The organism is Endozoicomonas sp. G2_1, from assembly GCF_017744155.1.
Lineage (GTDB): Bacteria > Pseudomonadota > Gammaproteobacteria > Enterobacterales > Alteromonadaceae > JAGHQT01.
On sequence record NZ_JAGHQT010000004.1, the window covers coordinates 158,715 to 174,950 of the forward strand.

The 16,236-nt window shown below is 43.2% G+C and carries 14 protein-coding genes and 2 riboswitches; of the genes, 3 read left to right on the forward strand and 11 right to left on the reverse strand.

Annotated features, from left to right (window positions below):
* Positions 1 to 86: 86 nt before the first annotated feature.
* A complete protein-coding gene (trxA, locus tag J7384_RS07440) occupies positions 87 to 404 on the reverse strand; it encodes a thioredoxin (RefSeq protein WP_209112610.1) in 318 nt (105 codons plus the stop codon).
* Positions 405 to 480: 76 nt separating this feature from the next.
* Entirely contained in the window at positions 481 to 948 is a 468-nt protein-coding gene (locus tag J7384_RS07445) for a YHS domain-containing (seleno)protein (protein ID WP_209112612.1), read from the reverse strand.
* Positions 949 to 1,070: 122 nt separating this feature from the next.
* Between J7384_RS07445 and J7384_RS07450 the strand changes: the two genes are divergently transcribed.
* Complete coding sequence (locus tag J7384_RS07450; RefSeq protein WP_209112614.1) at positions 1,071 to 1,901, forward strand: AraC family transcriptional regulator; 831 nt, start codon at positions 1,071 to 1,073, stop codon at positions 1,899 to 1,901.
* 81 nt (positions 1,902 to 1,982) lie between these two features.
* On the opposite strand, the gene ahpF is transcribed toward J7384_RS07450, so the two are convergent.
* The 9 genes from ahpF to J7384_RS07495 form a co-directional block, all read right to left on the reverse strand.
* Entirely contained in the window at positions 1,983 to 3,575 is a 1,593-nt protein-coding gene (gene ahpF / locus J7384_RS07455; protein WP_209112615.1) for an alkyl hydroperoxide reductase subunit F, read from the reverse strand.
* A 208-nt stretch (positions 3,576 to 3,783) separates the two neighbouring features.
* Positions 3,784 to 4,353: an alkyl hydroperoxide reductase subunit C gene (gene ahpC / locus J7384_RS07460; protein ID WP_209112617.1), complete on the reverse strand. Its 570-nt coding sequence runs from the start codon at positions 4,351 to 4,353 to the stop codon at positions 3,784 to 3,786.
* Between the two features lie 210 nt (positions 4,354 to 4,563).
* Positions 4,564 to 5,202, reverse strand: coding sequence for a hemolysin III family protein (locus tag J7384_RS07465; RefSeq protein WP_209112619.1), 639 nt, complete (start codon positions 5,200 to 5,202; stop codon positions 4,564 to 4,566).
* Between the two features lie 230 nt (positions 5,203 to 5,432).
* Positions 5,433 to 7,247 (reverse strand): TonB-dependent receptor, encoded by a 1,815-nt coding sequence (locus J7384_RS07470; protein WP_209112621.1) that lies wholly within the window; start codon positions 7,245 to 7,247, stop codon positions 5,433 to 5,435.
* A 35-nt stretch (positions 7,248 to 7,282) separates the two neighbouring features.
* Positions 7,283 to 7,459, reverse strand: a riboswitch (cobalamin riboswitch).
* 59 nt (positions 7,460 to 7,518) lie between these two features.
* Positions 7,519 to 8,403 carry a cobalamin-binding protein gene (locus J7384_RS07475; protein ID WP_209112622.1) on the reverse strand — a complete coding sequence of 295 codons (885 nt, stop codon included), beginning with the start codon at positions 8,401 to 8,403 and terminating at the stop codon, positions 7,519 to 7,521.
* A 39-nt stretch (positions 8,404 to 8,442) separates the two neighbouring features.
* Positions 8,443 to 9,051 (reverse strand): cob(I)yrinic acid a,c-diamide adenosyltransferase, encoded by a 609-nt coding sequence (gene cobO / locus J7384_RS07480; protein ID WP_209112624.1) that lies wholly within the window; start codon positions 9,049 to 9,051, stop codon positions 8,443 to 8,445.
* Positions 9,052 to 9,070: 19 nt separating this feature from the next.
* Positions 9,071 to 10,069 (reverse strand): iron ABC transporter permease, encoded by a 999-nt coding sequence (locus tag J7384_RS07485; protein ID WP_209112626.1) that lies wholly within the window; start codon positions 10,067 to 10,069, stop codon positions 9,071 to 9,073.
* Complete coding sequence (locus J7384_RS07490; RefSeq protein ID WP_209112628.1) at positions 10,056 to 10,871, reverse strand: ABC transporter ATP-binding protein; 816 nt, start codon at positions 10,869 to 10,871, stop codon at positions 10,056 to 10,058. The genes J7384_RS07485 and J7384_RS07490 overlap by 14 nt, the downstream gene beginning before the upstream one ends.
* 218 nt (positions 10,872 to 11,089) lie before the next feature.
* A riboswitch (cobalamin riboswitch) is annotated at positions 11,090 to 11,318 on the reverse strand.
* 397 nt (positions 11,319 to 11,715) lie between these two features.
* Entirely contained in the window at positions 11,716 to 13,221 is a 1,506-nt protein-coding gene (locus tag J7384_RS07495) for a methyl-accepting chemotaxis protein (protein WP_209112629.1), read from the reverse strand.
* A 571-nt stretch (positions 13,222 to 13,792) separates the two neighbouring features.
* Here J7384_RS07495 and J7384_RS07500 point away from each other — a divergent pair.
* The gene (locus tag J7384_RS07500; protein ID WP_209112631.1) at positions 13,793 to 14,890 is read left to right on the forward strand and encodes a 3-deoxy-7-phosphoheptulonate synthase; all 1,098 of its coding nucleotides are present in this window, start codon (positions 13,793 to 13,795) and stop codon (positions 14,888 to 14,890) included.
* Positions 14,891 to 14,979: 89 nt separating this feature from the next.
* Positions 14,980 to 16,110: a bifunctional chorismate mutase/prephenate dehydrogenase gene (tyrA, locus tag J7384_RS07505; protein WP_209112633.1), complete on the forward strand. Its 1,131-nt coding sequence runs from the start codon at positions 14,980 to 14,982 to the stop codon at positions 16,108 to 16,110.
* The last annotated feature ends 126 nt before the right edge of the window (positions 16,111 to 16,236 follow it).

Consider the following 16,236-nt stretch of genomic DNA (forward strand, 5'->3'; position numbering starts at 1 on the left):
AACTCCTAAATAATAAAATGATATAGTAACGATAGAAAAAGACCTTGGTTAGATATAAAAACTTTCTATCGAAATACGATTATTTGTTAATGTTGATCTAACCAGGCGACAATTTCTTGTTTTGGCGCTGCGCCAACATGTTCACCGGTTACCATGTTCTTGTTTAGCATAAGTAAAGCCGGAATACTACGTATACCATATTTTTGCGCGAGACTTGGCAAGTCATCAACGTTGGCTTTGACCGCTTTGAATTGTTCGGTTCTCTCGGCGGCTAATTGCTCAAATGTTGGTGTCATCGCTTTACAAGGGCCACACCACGGTGCCCAAAAATCAATAAGCACTTTAGGGTTATCTGCGATGATTTGCTCAAAGTGCTGTTCACTTCTAATTTCTTCTACAACCATGATGCATTCCTCAATCAGCGTTGAATGAAACGCTTAACTTTATGGCTAAGCGTTTTTGACTGCTATTGTTAACGGCTTATAAATCGTCAGCAGCAGTGTTTTTGATAGAACCCCAGTTCTCATCTGCATCGGCAACTAAACCAGGTACGTCACTTAACCAACGCTTTTGTACCGCTGCGTTAAGGTTCAAGTAAAGTTTGCCATCAACGATTTTCCACGCTGTTGGATCTGTATCGAATTTCTTCTCTTTAGAAACACCGAATGCACAGTAGCCACCGTATTGAGGCGCAAATTTAGCTGGGTTAGCTTTGAACTTGTCGCGGTTTTTTTCACTGCTAAAGCGGTAAATTGCACCTTTGTAAGTTGCTGTGTAATCAGCTGTACCCATTTTTGGCATACCGGCAGTGAAGTAAGCAACTGGGTCGTAACCTTTAATTGCTAGGTCGTTAGCATCGGCGTTCATGTCGATGTCTGCTGCAAAAGATAAGCTGCTAAGGGCAAGTAAAGAAGTTGCTGCAATAGTTTTTAAAGTTGACTTAATCATAATATCTCCTAAAAGAAAGTAATGTTTTGTTAGTTCGTTTAAGTTGTGAAAATAATAGTGTGTAAAAACATGGCTGTGGGATACAATCGTCCAAACTTTGAATCAAATCGTCCAAAAGGGTTATGGATCAACTTTCTCAGGTAATTGATCGCTTTGCGCTGCAAGCAGGTGTTTTCTATTCAGGCAAACTTTGTGGTTTATCTAGCTTTAATCAGGGCTCACTAATTGAAGGTCATTTGCATTTGTTGCGCCGAGGTAGTTTGTCTGTTATCGGGTTAGAGAAAGAAAAAATACGCCTTGATAAAGCGACCATTATCTTTGTGCCACGACCGCTTAAGCACAGTTTACTGGCGGATGAATCAGACGATGCCGAGTTGATTTGCGCCAATATCAAATACGGCACTGGTAGCTCAAACTTACTCGCCAACGCCTTGCCTGATGTACTGATTTTACCGGTTGAACAATTACCGTTTTTGCAAACCAATGTTGATTGGCTATTAGATGAGGCGGATAAGCAGTTACAAGGCCGTCAAGCGATTATGAACCGTTTGATGGAAGTGTTTATCATTAATATGCTGCGCTCATTGATTGATAACGGCAAGCTCGGCAGCAGCATGTTGGCAGGTTTAGTTCACCCTCAGCTTAAAAATGTCCTTCACCATATTCACAACGCGCCAGAGCAAGCTTGGTCGTTAGAAAAAATGGCTGAAATCGCGTTAATGTCCCGGTCTAAATTTGCCGAAGTGTTTAAAGAGGTGATAGGGCAAACACCGAACGACTATTTATTAGAGTGGCGAGTAAGTGTTGCTCAATCACTGCTACTAAAAGGTAAGAGTGTCAGTTTAGTGGCTAATAGCGTCGGTTATGAAACTGCTTCCGCGCTATCGAGAGTGTTTCGCAAAAAGCTCGAGTTATCACCTAAAGAGTGGTTAGAGCTACAAGAACAAGGTTAGCAATGGCTAAAAGTTAAAAAGCCCGATAATCTCTCGATTATCGGGCTTTTTACACTATAGCTTGTTGATTTTTACTATCAGCTACGCCGCTTGTTCTTGTTTAGCATCAGCAATTTCGTCAACTTGGCGAATTAAGTAATCGAATGCACCTAAACTTGCCGTTGCCCCTGCGCCCATCGCAATAATGATTTGTTTGTAAGCACTATCGGTAACATCTCCAGCGGCAAAGACACCAGGCATTGAGGTTTCACCGCGCTTGTTGGTAATAATCTCACCGCGATTGGTTAAATCAATAACGCCGTCAACCCATTCGCTGTTTGGCACTAGGCCGATTTGTACAAAGATACCTGCAAGCGCTAATGATTTAGTTTCATCAGTAGTGCGGTCGGTGTAAGTTAAACCAGTCACTTTGCTGCCGTCGCCAACCACTTCTGTGGTTGCTGCATTTTTAATAATGGTGATATTACCCATAGAGTTAGCTTTATCTTGTAACACTTGGTCAGCGCGTAGCTTGCTGTCAAATTCAAGTACGGTGACGTGTTCGACAATACCTGCTAAGTCAATAGCGGCTTCAATACCTGAGTTACCACCACCAATGACCGCAACTTTTTTACCTTTAAACAACGGGCCGTCACAGTGCGGGCAGTAAGCAACACCTGCGCCTTTGTATTGGTCTTCACCCGGCACATTCATTTGTCTCCAACGGGCACCAGTTGCCAAAATAACACTTTTACTTTGCAAGTTAGCACCGCTGTCTAGTTCAACGTTAACCAGACCTTGTTTGTCTAGTTTCACCGCCGTTTGGCTGGTAATGATATCGACATCGTAATCGCGAACGTGCTCTTCAAGACTGGCGACTAGTTTCGGGCCTTCAGTTGCTTTAACTGAAATAAAGTTTTCAATACCAACAGTATCGAGTACTTGGCCACCAAAGCGGTCGGCTACTAAACCGGTGCGGATGCCTTTACGGGCTGAGTAAATCGCTGCCGCTGCGCCTGCTGGGCCACCACCCACGATCAATACTTCATAAGGATCTTTTTCGTTAAGCGCCTGTACTTTTTGCTCGCTGGCTTGGCTGCCAGTTAGCTTGTCTAGTTTGGCTAAAATGTCGGTTAAGGTGACGCGGCCTTGGCTAAAGTTTTCACCGTTAAGGTAAGTACTTGGCACTGACATAATGTTGCGCTCTTTCACTTCTGCGTCAAATAGTGCACCGTCGATCATGGTGTGCTTAATATTTGGGTTGATTGCCGACATAATATTGAGCGCTTGAACCACGGTTGGGCAGCTTTGGCAGCTCAATGAAATATAGGTTTCAAACTCAAAGTTACCTTCAATAGCGGCAATTTGTGCGCGTTCTTCGTCAGAAACCTTAATTGGGTGGCCGCCGCTGTGCAAAAGTGCAAGCACTAGCGAAGTGAACTCGTGACCCAGCGGAATACCAGCGAAGACAATTTCGGTATTGTTAACAGAGCGCACGCTAAGTGAAGGGATGCGAGCATTTGCATCTGAATTAGTAGTAACTTTTACCAATGGCGAAAGGCCGGCAATTTGTTCCACTAAATGAGTTAATTCTTTTGATTTTGCGCTGTCATCTGCGGCTACCGCTAAGGTAATTTCAGAGCTGATGTTAGCCAAATAAGTTTTGAGTTGAGATAATAATTGTTCGTTTAACATAAGAAATTCCTAATAGCCGAGATTAATGTTTAATAAAAAAGTTTGATGGAAAATGGTTTGACCCAGACCCAGTACTAAAAAGTACGAGGTAAACAGGAGAAGATAAGGGCCAAACCACAAACTTTTACTTGTTTTACCTTGAGGTAAGGCGCGGATGATAGGCTGAGGACACTATCAACTCGCGACCTTGAACCAATCTAGCCTCGGCTTAGATTTTACCTACTAGGTCTAATGAAGGAGCTAATGTCTCTTCACCTGGTGTCCATGCTGCTGGACATACTTCACCGTCGTGGTCTGCAACGTATTGAGCAGCTTGGATTTTGCGAAGTAATTCAGCAGCTGAGCGGCCAATACCTAAGTCGTGTACTTCAGCAACTTTGATTTCACCTTCAGGGTTGATAACGAAAGTGCCGCGAAGTGCTACGCCTTCTTCTTCAATCATCACACCGAAGTTGCGAGAAATACGGCCTGTTGGGTCGCCAATCATAGGGAATTGGATTTTGCCAATAGTGTCAGACGTATCGTGCCATGCTTTGTGAGTGAAGTGCTTGTCAGTTGATACTGAGTAAACTTCAACGCCCATTTCTTGCAATTTAGCGTAGTGGTCAGCCATGTCGCCTAATTCAGTAGGACAAACAAACGTGAAGTCAGCTGGGTAGAAAAATACAACAGACCACTTGCCTAGTAAGTCTTGATCAGTTACGTCGATGAAATCGCCGTTGTGGAATGCAGTTGCTTTGAACTCTTGTAACTTAGTGTTGATTAAAGATGTAGTCATTTTATTTCTCCAATTTAAAATAATGTTTTCAGCTGTCTCAAATGACGTTGAAAAGTTGTTTTCTTGTTTACGGGAGAAATAATAGGTGATTTATTTGTATTGTTAAAATGGGATAAATCGATGGTTGTAATCTAAAAAATAGATTCAAAATTTTTGCTGTAGGTCTTTCAATTGAACACTACCAGTTTTACTACTGACAGCTATAAGCCATTAAACATGATACCAAATCATAAAGAAGTGACAGGCAGCACCCGCTAAGACAAATAAGTGCCAAATTGCGTGGCTAAACGGCACTTTTTTCTGTATATAAAAGATTACCCCGAGGGCGTAAATTGCGCCGCCAACGGCCAGTAACGTTAAGCCCGCTGTCGATAAATTGATATATAGCTGTTGAATAACCGCAATTGATAAAAAGCCCATACCCAAATAAGTGCTAACCGAAATAATTGGATATTTGCTGCCACACTTTATTTTAAAGGTGATACCAGCAATAGCGATTAACCAAATAACTGATAGCATAATATAGCCGACGGTACCTTCTAAGGTAATTAACATTAATGGTGTGTAAGTACCTGCTATCAATAAATATATTGCACAGTGGTCAAGTAACTTAAACAGTTGCTTCACTTTTTGGTTGACGATAGCGTGATAGAGCGTTGAAGCGAGAAACAGTAACACCAAACTCGCACCATAAATGGCAAAGCTTGTAATGCGCACCAAATCTTGGCTGGCAATCGCCAAGCCGAGCAAGCAAATCAAACCTACCACACTTAAAATAGCACCAATGCCGTGACTGATGGCGTTAGCAAGTTCTTCGGCAGGGCTATATGCTGGTATTGTTGCACTCATAAGTTATTCAATAGTTATTTCAGTAAACACCTGTACGCTGAAATATAACAGAGCTGATATTGGAATGATAGTGGTTAGACCACAAAGCCAAGACTATTCACGAAAATGTCATCTGCCTGTGAACTTTCTGTGAAGTTTGAAGGTGGTGTTTAGCCACTGTTTAATCATCAAAAAAATAGCCCGCTTAACGGCGGGCTATAAGTCTTGTTTTATTGATGAACTCGATAAGCTTAGAAACGGTAATCTACACCAAGTCTAAAGCCGCGACCATCGCTATTAAAGTTAGCATTTGATTGGTAGTTTTTATCACCTAAGTTACTGACCTTAGCATTAACACGCAAATCATCATTGACTTGGTAACTAGCGGTTAAGTTAAATAGGGTGTAAGCGCTTAAATCAGTTCTAAAGAAACCACTGGCGTTGCCGCCTTTGTGCTGAATGTCAGCGCCAAGGTTTAAACGATCAAAGCTGAAGTTAATTGCGTAGTTGGCGGTAAAATAAGGGCGATTGGTCAACTGCTGTTGGTTACTTTGGTCTTGGGCATCTACATGGCTCAAGGTTAAGCGGTGGTCTGCACCAAACAATTGCGCTTCTGCCGTTAGCTCAATACCTTGAATTTCAACTTCGTTGATATTTACTGTGGTCGAAGTGCCATCGGCTGTGCTGCCTGAACCAATCAAATTGGTAAAATCAGTATTGTATAAGGTTACTTCAACACTGTAGTTTTGGCTGTTATAGCGAGTCAGTAATTCAGTATTTCTGGCGTGCTCAGAGACTAAATTAGGGTTGCCAATAAAGCCAAACTGAAGCGGAAAATAAAGTTCGTTAAACGATGGCGCTTTAAATGCTGTGCCGTGATTTAGCGCAACTAACCATTGTTGTGACAATTGGTAGCCAGCTGATAAATTAAAAGTAGTCTCACTGTCAATATCAACGATTTCGTCGTGACGTACTGAGGCTTCTAACTTAACCTTGCCAAGCTGATGACGACCGGTGGCAAAGGCGGCGTATGTTTCACGCGTACTCTCTTGAAACTCAGTCGTGCTATTGACTCGCTCACTTAAAAAATCAACGCCAAGCAGTAATTCGGTATCTTGGCTAACGGCAAGTTGAGTTAACGCGTTAATTTGTTCACGCTTAGTTTCGAACAATGTTGGTGTTGCATTGTTGCCAAAGGTTTCGCCGTTATCGCGAGAATTAGCGTAGTTAATATCGAGTTGACCGTTTTCTAGTGAAAATTGGTTATTAAACAACAAACTGTGGTTGTTGTGATCACTTTCGTTGCCGCCAAATGAACTGTCGAACTGAGTATTACCGGTTTCAAACTGGCCACTGATGTTAAGTTGGTATGTTTCTGACAATTTGCTGCCACCCGCTAAGCTAATGCCTCGGTGGTTGTAGCCATCGGCATCGGTTTCGCTGCCAGGTTGGACATCAAAGCCGTTAGCGCGTTCACTAGAAACAGTAAGCGTGTAATTGTGACTTTCGTTACCTAAACCGACTGTGGCATAAGCCTGTTGAAAGTTATCATGGCCAAGGGTCGCGCCAATTTGCGCTTCGCCATGACCTAACTGACGAGTGAATATTTGAATGACACCGCCAATGGCGTCGGCGCCCCATAAAGCAGCGCGCGGACCTTTGACTATTTCTACGCGATCAATCAGGTTAAGTGCAATCGCACTGAGATCTTTAGTGCCCAATGTTGCCGAACCAACGCGAACACCATTGACCAAAATTAATAGGTGATCGCTGTTACCACCACGGACAAAAAGTGAGGTTTGGTTGGCTCTACCACCTGAAACCGTGGTGCTAATGCCAGCAACACGGCTTAATAAGTCAGCGACAGACTCCGGCTGTATACGTTCAATATCAGCGCGGTCAAATACGTCAACCGAGGCTAAGACATCAAATTTTTCTTGAGTGGTTCTGCTGGCGGTAACGACAATGACATCGTCGACCTGTGTGTTTACACCGGTCGCTTCAGCGGCCGCGCCGAGTGAGAATAAGCTACTTGCCACAGCAAGAGAAAGAGCAGTTTTTTTCATGTTTAATCCAAATTGGTAAAGCACCCACCGTACTTTAGAGCAAGTTAATATCAGGCTGGTCTCCGGACTTTAAAGAGATCATGGTTATTGACCTCTATACTACCGTTGCGGGGGCAGTATCAGCTTTGCTCTGAAAAGAACGCACTGATTTCCCTTTTAATTAGCACAAATTACTGAAAATGCGTGCTAACACCTGATACTCAAAATATGTCAGTAATGTTTACTGACGGTTATTTAATGGCTTGATAGTTTTGTGTTTATATCAAAAGTATTAGCCATCGTTTTTTAGTGCTTGATAAAACCGACGACTGGCGTCGATTTGTTCACATAAATTTTCCAACGCAATTAAACTGCGCAAAGTCATGCGATGCATAGCATCGGCATTGGGCTGAATAATCTGTTGCTGACTAACCGCGGGAATCAGTTGCCAATGTTGCCAATCAAAGGCTTGACGGTCGCTTTGATTGGCGGATAAAGGTTGAATAATCACCTTTACATCGCGATTGAGTACTTGTTCAATATCGATTTGCGGATAGGGACTAGCCGATTCAAAAAAGACATTGTTGGCTCGGCAAGTGGCTAAGTGCTGTTGCGGCCAACTATTCTTAGCTGCGGTGGTCAGTGGTCTTGACCACAATTCGTAAAACGCATTGATTAATGGCTTATCTTGATATTGTTTTTTTATGGCGGCGAGCTTTTGCTCAAAGCGCTTGGCTTGTTCAATAGCTTGCTGTTGGTTGCCAGTGAGTTTACCAAAACGGCGCATATCGTCAGCGATATCGGCAAAACTTGCTGGCTGAGAATATACAATAGTAAAGCCGAGCGCTTTTAAACGAGCCAAGTCGTCACTGGGGTTGCCACTTTGCCAAGCAATGATTAAATCTGGCTGTAGGGCAATCACTTGTTCGAGCTTAATTCGTGCGTAGTTGCCAACTCGCGGAATATCTTTGGCTGAGGCAGGGTAGTCGGCGTGATCTAGGGTGCCAATAATTTGCTCGCCAGCGCCAATGTCATATAGGGTTTCAACAATATGTGGAGCCAACGCGAGAATCTTGGGCTTAGGCGCCGAAAGAGCCGAGAGTGCCAATAGGGTTAAGCTCAAGGCTAACAATAGTTTGGTGATTGAGGGCTGGTTAAATAGTCTTGCTTTGATCATTTTATTGCCATTCATTTTGCTGGTGCTAGTGGCTATTACTTACCAGTCGATGCCTTGCTGCGCTTTAATACCATTGTCAAAAGCGTGTTTGATTGACTGTACTTCACTGACCGTATCAGCTAATTCAATCAAGGCGCGATGTGCCCCTCGACCTGTAACAACAACGTGTTGGTGAGCAGGGCGATTTTTAATCGCGGCCAATACTTCGTCGAGATCTAAATATTTGTACGAGAGCATATAAGTGAGTTCGTCGAGTAACACTAGATCAATATTTTCGTCGCTAAGCAATGATTTACAGTGTTGCCAAACACTCTCGGCAGCGGCGATGTCTTGGCTGCGATCTTGGGTGTTCCAAGTAAAGCCGGTCGCCATGACGTGAAACTGGACACCAGCATTTTCCAACAAGTTGCGTTCGCCACAGGCCCAAGTACCTTTGATAAACTGAGCTACCGCCGCGTTTAAACCATGGCCCACCGCACGGGCAACCGTGCCAAAGCCCGAAGTTGATTTGCCTTTACCATTGCCGGTAATCACCAAAAGTAGGCCGCGCTCTTCGGTCGCAGCATCAATGCGAGCGTCAACTTTCTCTTTGACTTTTTGCATTCGAGTCTTGTGTTTTTGTTCTTTGTTGTCGTCTTTATCTGTCATCGTTATTTATCTCTTTTATTTATTGGCGATTGCGCAGCATGACATACAAGAAAAAAATGCTGCCAATAGCGGAAGTAATTATACCCAAGGGAATTTCAACATCTCTAAGGAGTGAGCGAGCGGCAACATCAACCCAAATGAGAAAGCTACCGCCAATCAGTGCTGAGCCAAATATTAGCGGTAGCGTAGTGACGCCAACGAGTTGTCTGGCAATGTGGGGAATCATTAATCCGACAAAGCCGACACCGCCGCAGTAGGCGACAATCGTTGCGGTTAAACCAGCACAGCTAGTTAGTAGTAGCAGCCTTAGTTTAGCGACATTGACGCCAAGGCTGGTGGCACTTTCATCACCGAGTAATAGGGCATCAATTTGTCGGTGTAATGCTACGATAATAATAATAACCGTTAGCAGCACGGCGCTAATGACATAAAAATTAGTCATGGTCACTCGCCCTAAGCTACCCATAAGCCAGAACATAACGCGATTGGTAGCAAAGGGCTCACCAAGATATAAAAGAAACTGGCTGACCGATGACAGCATAAAGGAAACCGCAACTCCGGTAAGTAATAGCTGTTCAACTCGGTTTAGCAGTTTGGCGATGGTCATAACTAAGGTTATTGCCAACATTGCACCTAAAAATGCCGCCATTGGTAGCGCGAGCGCTTGATTGAGGCCAAAAGTGTCTAAACTGGCAATAGTGGCGCCAAGACCGGCTCCGGAGACAATACCAAATAAGTAAGGATCAGCGAGTGGGTTACGAGTGGTATTTTGTAAAATAGCGCCGGCGATCGCTAAACCAATACCTGCGACTAAACCAACAAGTACTCTAGGCAGGCGAACTTGCCAAATGACGGTATCATTGAGCTGGTTAGCACAGGCGCTCGTCAGACATTGAACCAACTCTGACGGGCTGATATCAACTGCGCCAATAGTCAAGGCAAGTGCCACAGATGCGAGGGCAAGGGCAAGTAATAGTGTCCACTTAGAGGCAGAGGTTTGGAACTTAGCGACTGACATCACTGCCCTCTGTATTTGTATTATGTTGTTGCTCGTCAACTGGCAGAGAGAATAACAATTGCGGCGCTGATGAGCTTGTTTCGATGACTTGCGCATTCAGTTTAAATACCGATTTAATTAACGCTGACGTTAATACTTGCGTTGGCGTGTTATCGGCAACTACTCGGCCCTTGTCGAGCGCGATAATACGTTGGCAGTATTGCGCGGCGAGGTTCAAATCGTGTACCGTCATGATCACAGTAACACCAAGTTGACTGACTTGTTGTAAAATTTGGTGCTGATAATAAATATCTAAGTGATTAGTTGGTTCATCGAGTATGAGAATCTGCGCCCGTTGCACCAAGGCTCTTGCCAGCAATATTCGCTGTTGCTCACCGCCTGACAAGGTATTAAAGCTGTGTTTTAGCAGGTGCTGTAAATCAAATTTCTTTAGCGCTATTGTAACTTGGTTGCGATCGTGGTCGCTGTCGAGACTAAACAGGTTTTTATGGGGCAGTAAGCCCATTTTCACCACGTCGAAAACAGTTAAATTGAAGCTGCTATCAGTTTTTTGGGCGACTAAGGCAAAGTGCTTAGCGAGTGCTTTAGTACTGTATTGGTCAATTGGCTTTTGTTTGAGTTTAATACTGCCAGAACTAACGTTGAGATGACCGAGTAGGCATTTTAGTAGGGTGGTTTTACCCGCACCATTGGGGCCGATAATACCAACAATTTCACCTTGACCTACGGCAAATGAGATCTGATCTAAGATCTGCAATTGATTAATTTGATACGAAACCTTGTCAGCCACCAGTAATGGCATAGTGTTTTCCCGTCACGATCAATGGTTGTTAAATTAAGGAAAACGGATTGGCAAATACAAGCAAAGAGCTAGGAGGTAGACACAAGAGTTCGCTTGTAAGTTTCTTAGCTCAGTGTTTAGTAATGAAAATTTGCCTTTATTGCGTTTTCCCGCGCATAAACCAATATTCTGGTTAATAAAGTTGTTGGCGATAAAAGCGTTTAGTATTAAAACCGCGTTTATAACGCTTGTACACTGGCAGGTCTCCTGACTTGCAAAGATATCCCAACAACACCCTTCCCAATTTTACATCAGTAATAAATCAGTGGTTTGTGTTGTCAGCTTTGCTTACAGTTGCGGGTACAGTTGAGGATTTGCTCATTAACACAGAAATAACGCGTTAACTATGCGCACCTCATTCCCTTTTAAGAGTTTTGGTATAGCAATACCAATCCGTATAAATAATTGTTCACTCAACGAGAATTTAAAGGCTTAGAGGCAAGGCATTGATTACAAAGAATGGTTAATCCCTTGTTAAAATCAATAACGCAGCATATAAGCCTTTAAAACTCGCCCAAAGGGAGCGCATGGCGCACCATAATAACTTCACAAAATGAGTTCAATGTAGAACGACTATATTTTCTCTCATTTTGTTTGTTCTAATGTCGCCCACGGCACTCTGAGCGGTCAATTATTCATGCGGAGTGGTATTAAAACTCACCATGGCACAAAACAATAGAGCAAGTGTACAGAGGGCAATGACGAGATGCAAGTTTTAGATGTTTAGATGGCTAAAGTTGAGTTCTGATTGGCTCAGAACTCAACTTTACAACAGTAAATGAATGGTTTCGTTAACTCGTGAATTTTACTTTTTCAGCGTAAATTTACTGACTTGTTGATTGAGGTTGTAGGCAAGCTCAAGTAAATGTTCACTGATTTCCTTACCACGAGTAACATCTTCACTAGATTGCTCAGCAATATCTTTGATATTAACAACGTGAACATTGATCTCGTCGGCCGCCATATTTTGCTGCTTGGCCGCGCTGGCAATTTGCACATTCATTTCGTCGAGTTCTTTAATTTCTTTACTGATATCAATTAATAGTCCTGAGACTTTTTCAACGTCAGCGGCCTTTTCTTCCGCTTGACTACTGACTTCGTTCATTGATTTCACCGCATTGCTGGCGTCCGTTTGTAAGCCCGAAATGGTACTTTGGATTTCGGCAATGGAGTCTTGCGTGCGCTGGGCGAGTGAACGAACCTCGTCAGCAACTACCGCGAAACCTCGGCCTTGTTCTCCGGCGCGAGCGGCTTCAATCGCTGCGTTTAACGCCAGTAAGTTGGTTTGCTCGGCAATGGCGATAATCATATTGAGGACATCGTCGATGTTCTTGGTTTTTTCATTGAGCTGGTTGATCATTTCTCGATTGGTCAGCACTTGATCTTTAAATTGATTGATACCGTTTTTAGTTTGTTCGGCTAGTACTTGGCCTTGGCTTGCTTTCTCATCAGCAAGGTCTGATTTATCGGCAGCAGATTTTGAGTTGAGTTCAATTTCTGAAGCAGAAGCGTCAAGCTCATTAATTGCGGCGGCAACAGAGTCGGTGCCGGCTTTTTGAGTCATTACCGCTTCTTTACTGATGTTAGAAATATCGTCAACTTCTTGTGCTGAGGTAATCATTTTGTCAGTTGCTTCACTGACGGTAAGCAAGCTATCGCGGAAATTCAACATCATGCCGTTAAAGGCTTTGCTAACCGCACTGAGTTCATCATTGTGATGCACTTTTATCTCTTCGCTGACATCAAGGTTGTCGGCAACGCGATTAATGTTGTTGCGCAAACGCTTCAAGCGGAAAATCACTAAGCGATAAAAAATAAGCGCTAAGGTACTAAAACCTATGATGGTAATAATCAATTGAATCAGAGTTGCGTGCATGACCGAACGGTGGATACGGCTGTCGACTTTGCTTAAATCGTAGCTAATTTTTACCGCACCTAATATGTCATTTTCTTGTGCTTGGTGGCAGCCCAAGCAATTAGTACCGCGATAATCAGCGCTCGCGCGCACCGGCATGATAAATTCCATTACCCGGGTGTTATCTTTTTTACTGACTCTAAACTGTTTGGTGCCGCTTAAACCTTGTTGCTCAAAGTTATCCGTTGGCGCTTGGTCGGCATTGCCATTACCGTAAATTTTAACGGTTTGTGGCCCGCGAATAATGCGCGCCTCAATAATACCGTCTTGTTGTAATAGCTTTTGCTGCACTATCGAACGATTAGCGATAGTGCCGGTTAGCATCATGGTATTGACGGAGTCAAAATAATTTTGAGCTGTGCTTTCAACATTGCTGGCAATCAATTGTTCAGCCATTTTTTTCTCGTCTTGAGAAACGAATAAAAGCGTGGCTAACAAGGTAATAAGCCCTGTAACAACGAGCGCGCTGTAGATTTTTTTCGCAATCGAAATATTGTTGAGCATAGGGTTTAAACAAACAGTTAGAAAGAGTAGGTTAATCGCATTATAGTCGCTCTTATTTAAAAAGAAATGAGCTAGATCAAACAAACATTTGAAATGTCAATAACTGTCTAATTTCCCTTTTTTTAGTATGTTTGCTATACGTCATAGCTTTTTTTTATAACGACATTGTATTTAATCCTTGCCTAAAGCAGCCTGTTCTTGATAAAAATAGCGCAAAGGCGATATTTGCATCTAGCAAGTACTATTTTTTAATATTCGATTTTTTTGGGCTAAATGAGACCAACTTACTTTTCTTATTATCGATATTACCGCTATACCTACTTTATGTAAGGGTAGGCGCTTGCCCATCCGCTCTTCATAAGGTTTCTGTTTAGACTACACTTGAACAACTAAACCCGAAACCACTCAACACTTTCTAGTTAACTTTTACTGACAATTTTTACGATAATTGGGGGCTCAAACCATGCAAGCTACGACCACGCCGCGCAATGCGCACTTAAACGATATTCACGTTAATTCAGAACAGGTATTAATTACCCCTGAACAGCTCAGAGCTGAATTACCTTTGTCTGAAAATGGTCGTCAATACGTACTGCAAGCACGTCAAGTGATCTCAGATATTATTCACAAAAGAGATCCGCGTTTATTAGTGATCAGCGGCCCGTGTTCTATTCACGACATTGAAGCGGCGAAAGAATATGCCCGCTTTTTAAAAGGTCTACACGATAAATACCAAGATAGCTTGTACATTGTAATGCGTGTTTACTTTGAAAAGCCAAGAACAACAGTAGGCTGGAAAGGTTTGATTAACGATCCGCACATGGATGGTTCATTTGATGTTGAAACAGGCCTTAGAAAAGCGCGTGAATTACTGATTTACTTAACGGAACTTGGTTTGCCATTGGCGACTGAAGCACTCGATCCAATTAGCCCTCAGTACTTAGCTGAATTATTTAGTTGGTCAGCGATTGGCGCCCGTACAACTGAATCGCAAACCCACCGTGAAATGGCCAGTGGTTTGTCAATGCCGATTGGTTTTAAAAACGGTACTAATGGCAGCTTAGGTGTTGCAATTAACGCGATGCAATCGGCTGCTTCTTCGCACCGTTTTATGGGTATCAATCGCCAAGGTCAAGTTGCCTTAATTAAAACCTCAGGCAACCCTGACGGTCATGTTATTCTTCGTGGTGGTAAGCAGCCTAACTACGATTCGGTTAATATTGCTGAGACAGAGCATGAGTTAGCATCGAATAACTTGGCGCAAAGCATTGTCGTTGACTGCAGCCACGGTAATTCAAATAAAGATTACCGCCGTCAGCCGTTAGTGGCAGAAAACGTTTTTAATCAAATTTGCGAAGGCAACCGTTCAATTATTGGTATTATGCTTGAAAGTCACTTAAAAGCTGGCAATCAAAGTGCTGATTTACCAGAGAACGAGCGTGAATACGGCGTTTCAGTCACTGATGCTTGTATTGATATTACAGCAACAGAAGCGCTCATTGAACAAGCCCACAATAAGTTAGCGCAACCGCTAGCAGCTCGTTGTTGCAGCGTTGAATAAGTTGTCGGGATTAATTAGCTGATATTATTTGAAACGTTAATAGCTCCAATGAGCAACTTTTGGGGCTAGAGAGATGATTAAGAAACACCATGTCTGATTTTGAAACTAAACTGGGTGCCTTGCGCGATCAAATTGACGACCTAGACCAGCAACTCGTTGATTTATTGGTTAAGCGCCGTCAGGTGACGACTAAAGTTGGCGAGCTAAAAAGTGAAGTCGGTATGCCAATTTATGCGCCAGATCGCGAAGCGGCATTGTTCGCAAAAAGACGAGCGCAGGCCAGCGAAAAGGGCTTGTCGCCAGATTTGATTGAGGATTTGCTCCGCCGAGTGATGCGAGACTCTTATGTCAGTCAAGATGAAAGTGGTTATCGCTGTGTCAACCCAGAATGTCAAGAAGTGGTTGTGATTGGCGGCCACGGTCAACTCGGTGGCGTTTTTGTCGACTTGTTTCAACGCTCTGGCTATCAAGTGAGTATTATTGGTCAAGATGATTGGCAGAGTAGTGAAGATGTTTTTGCACGCGCCAGTGTGGTGATTGTTGCTGTTCCTATTCGTTTGACGTTGAGTGTTATTCAGCAATTAACGGATTTACCTGATGATTGTATTTTAGCTGATGTCACCAGTATCAAAACATCGCCATTGTATGAAATGATGAAGGTTCACACCGGACCTGTGATTGGCTTGCATCCAATGTTTGGTCCTGATGTCACCGGTTTAGTCAAGCAAACGATTATTGCCTGCCATGGCCGACGAGAGCAAGAGTACCAGTGGCTTTTAGAACAGTTTAACGTTTGGGGCGCTGAGATTTATCCGGTTGGTGCCGACAACCACGATCAGGCGATGGCTATGGTTCAAGTGATGCGTCACTTTTCGACAATTGCTTACGGTTATCATTTGATGGCTGAAGGTGCCAATATTGATGAATTAATTGCAATGAGTTCGCCAATATATCGGCTTGAATTGATCATGGTCGGCCGATTGTTTGCGCAAGATCCAGTGTTATATTCAGATATTATCTTTGCTAACCGCGATAACATCGACATGATGAAACGTTTTGCAAATCGCTTTTTAGCCTTACTTGAAGATGTTGAGCGCGGTGATAAGCAGGCGTTTGTCAGTATGTTTAATCAAGTCTCTGATTGGTTTGGTGACTATGCCGATACCTTTTTACAAGAAAGTAAGCTTATGCTACAAAAAGCGAATGAAATCAAAAAGTAGTGTTTATACCCAAACTACTTCAGGATGCGCAGTTCAGCGCTATCACAGGGACTTAATATCGAGGCGCAGCTAGCAGGAATGGTCACTCTCGGCAACTGCTCCTGCGTTGCCCTAATGTCCTGCATC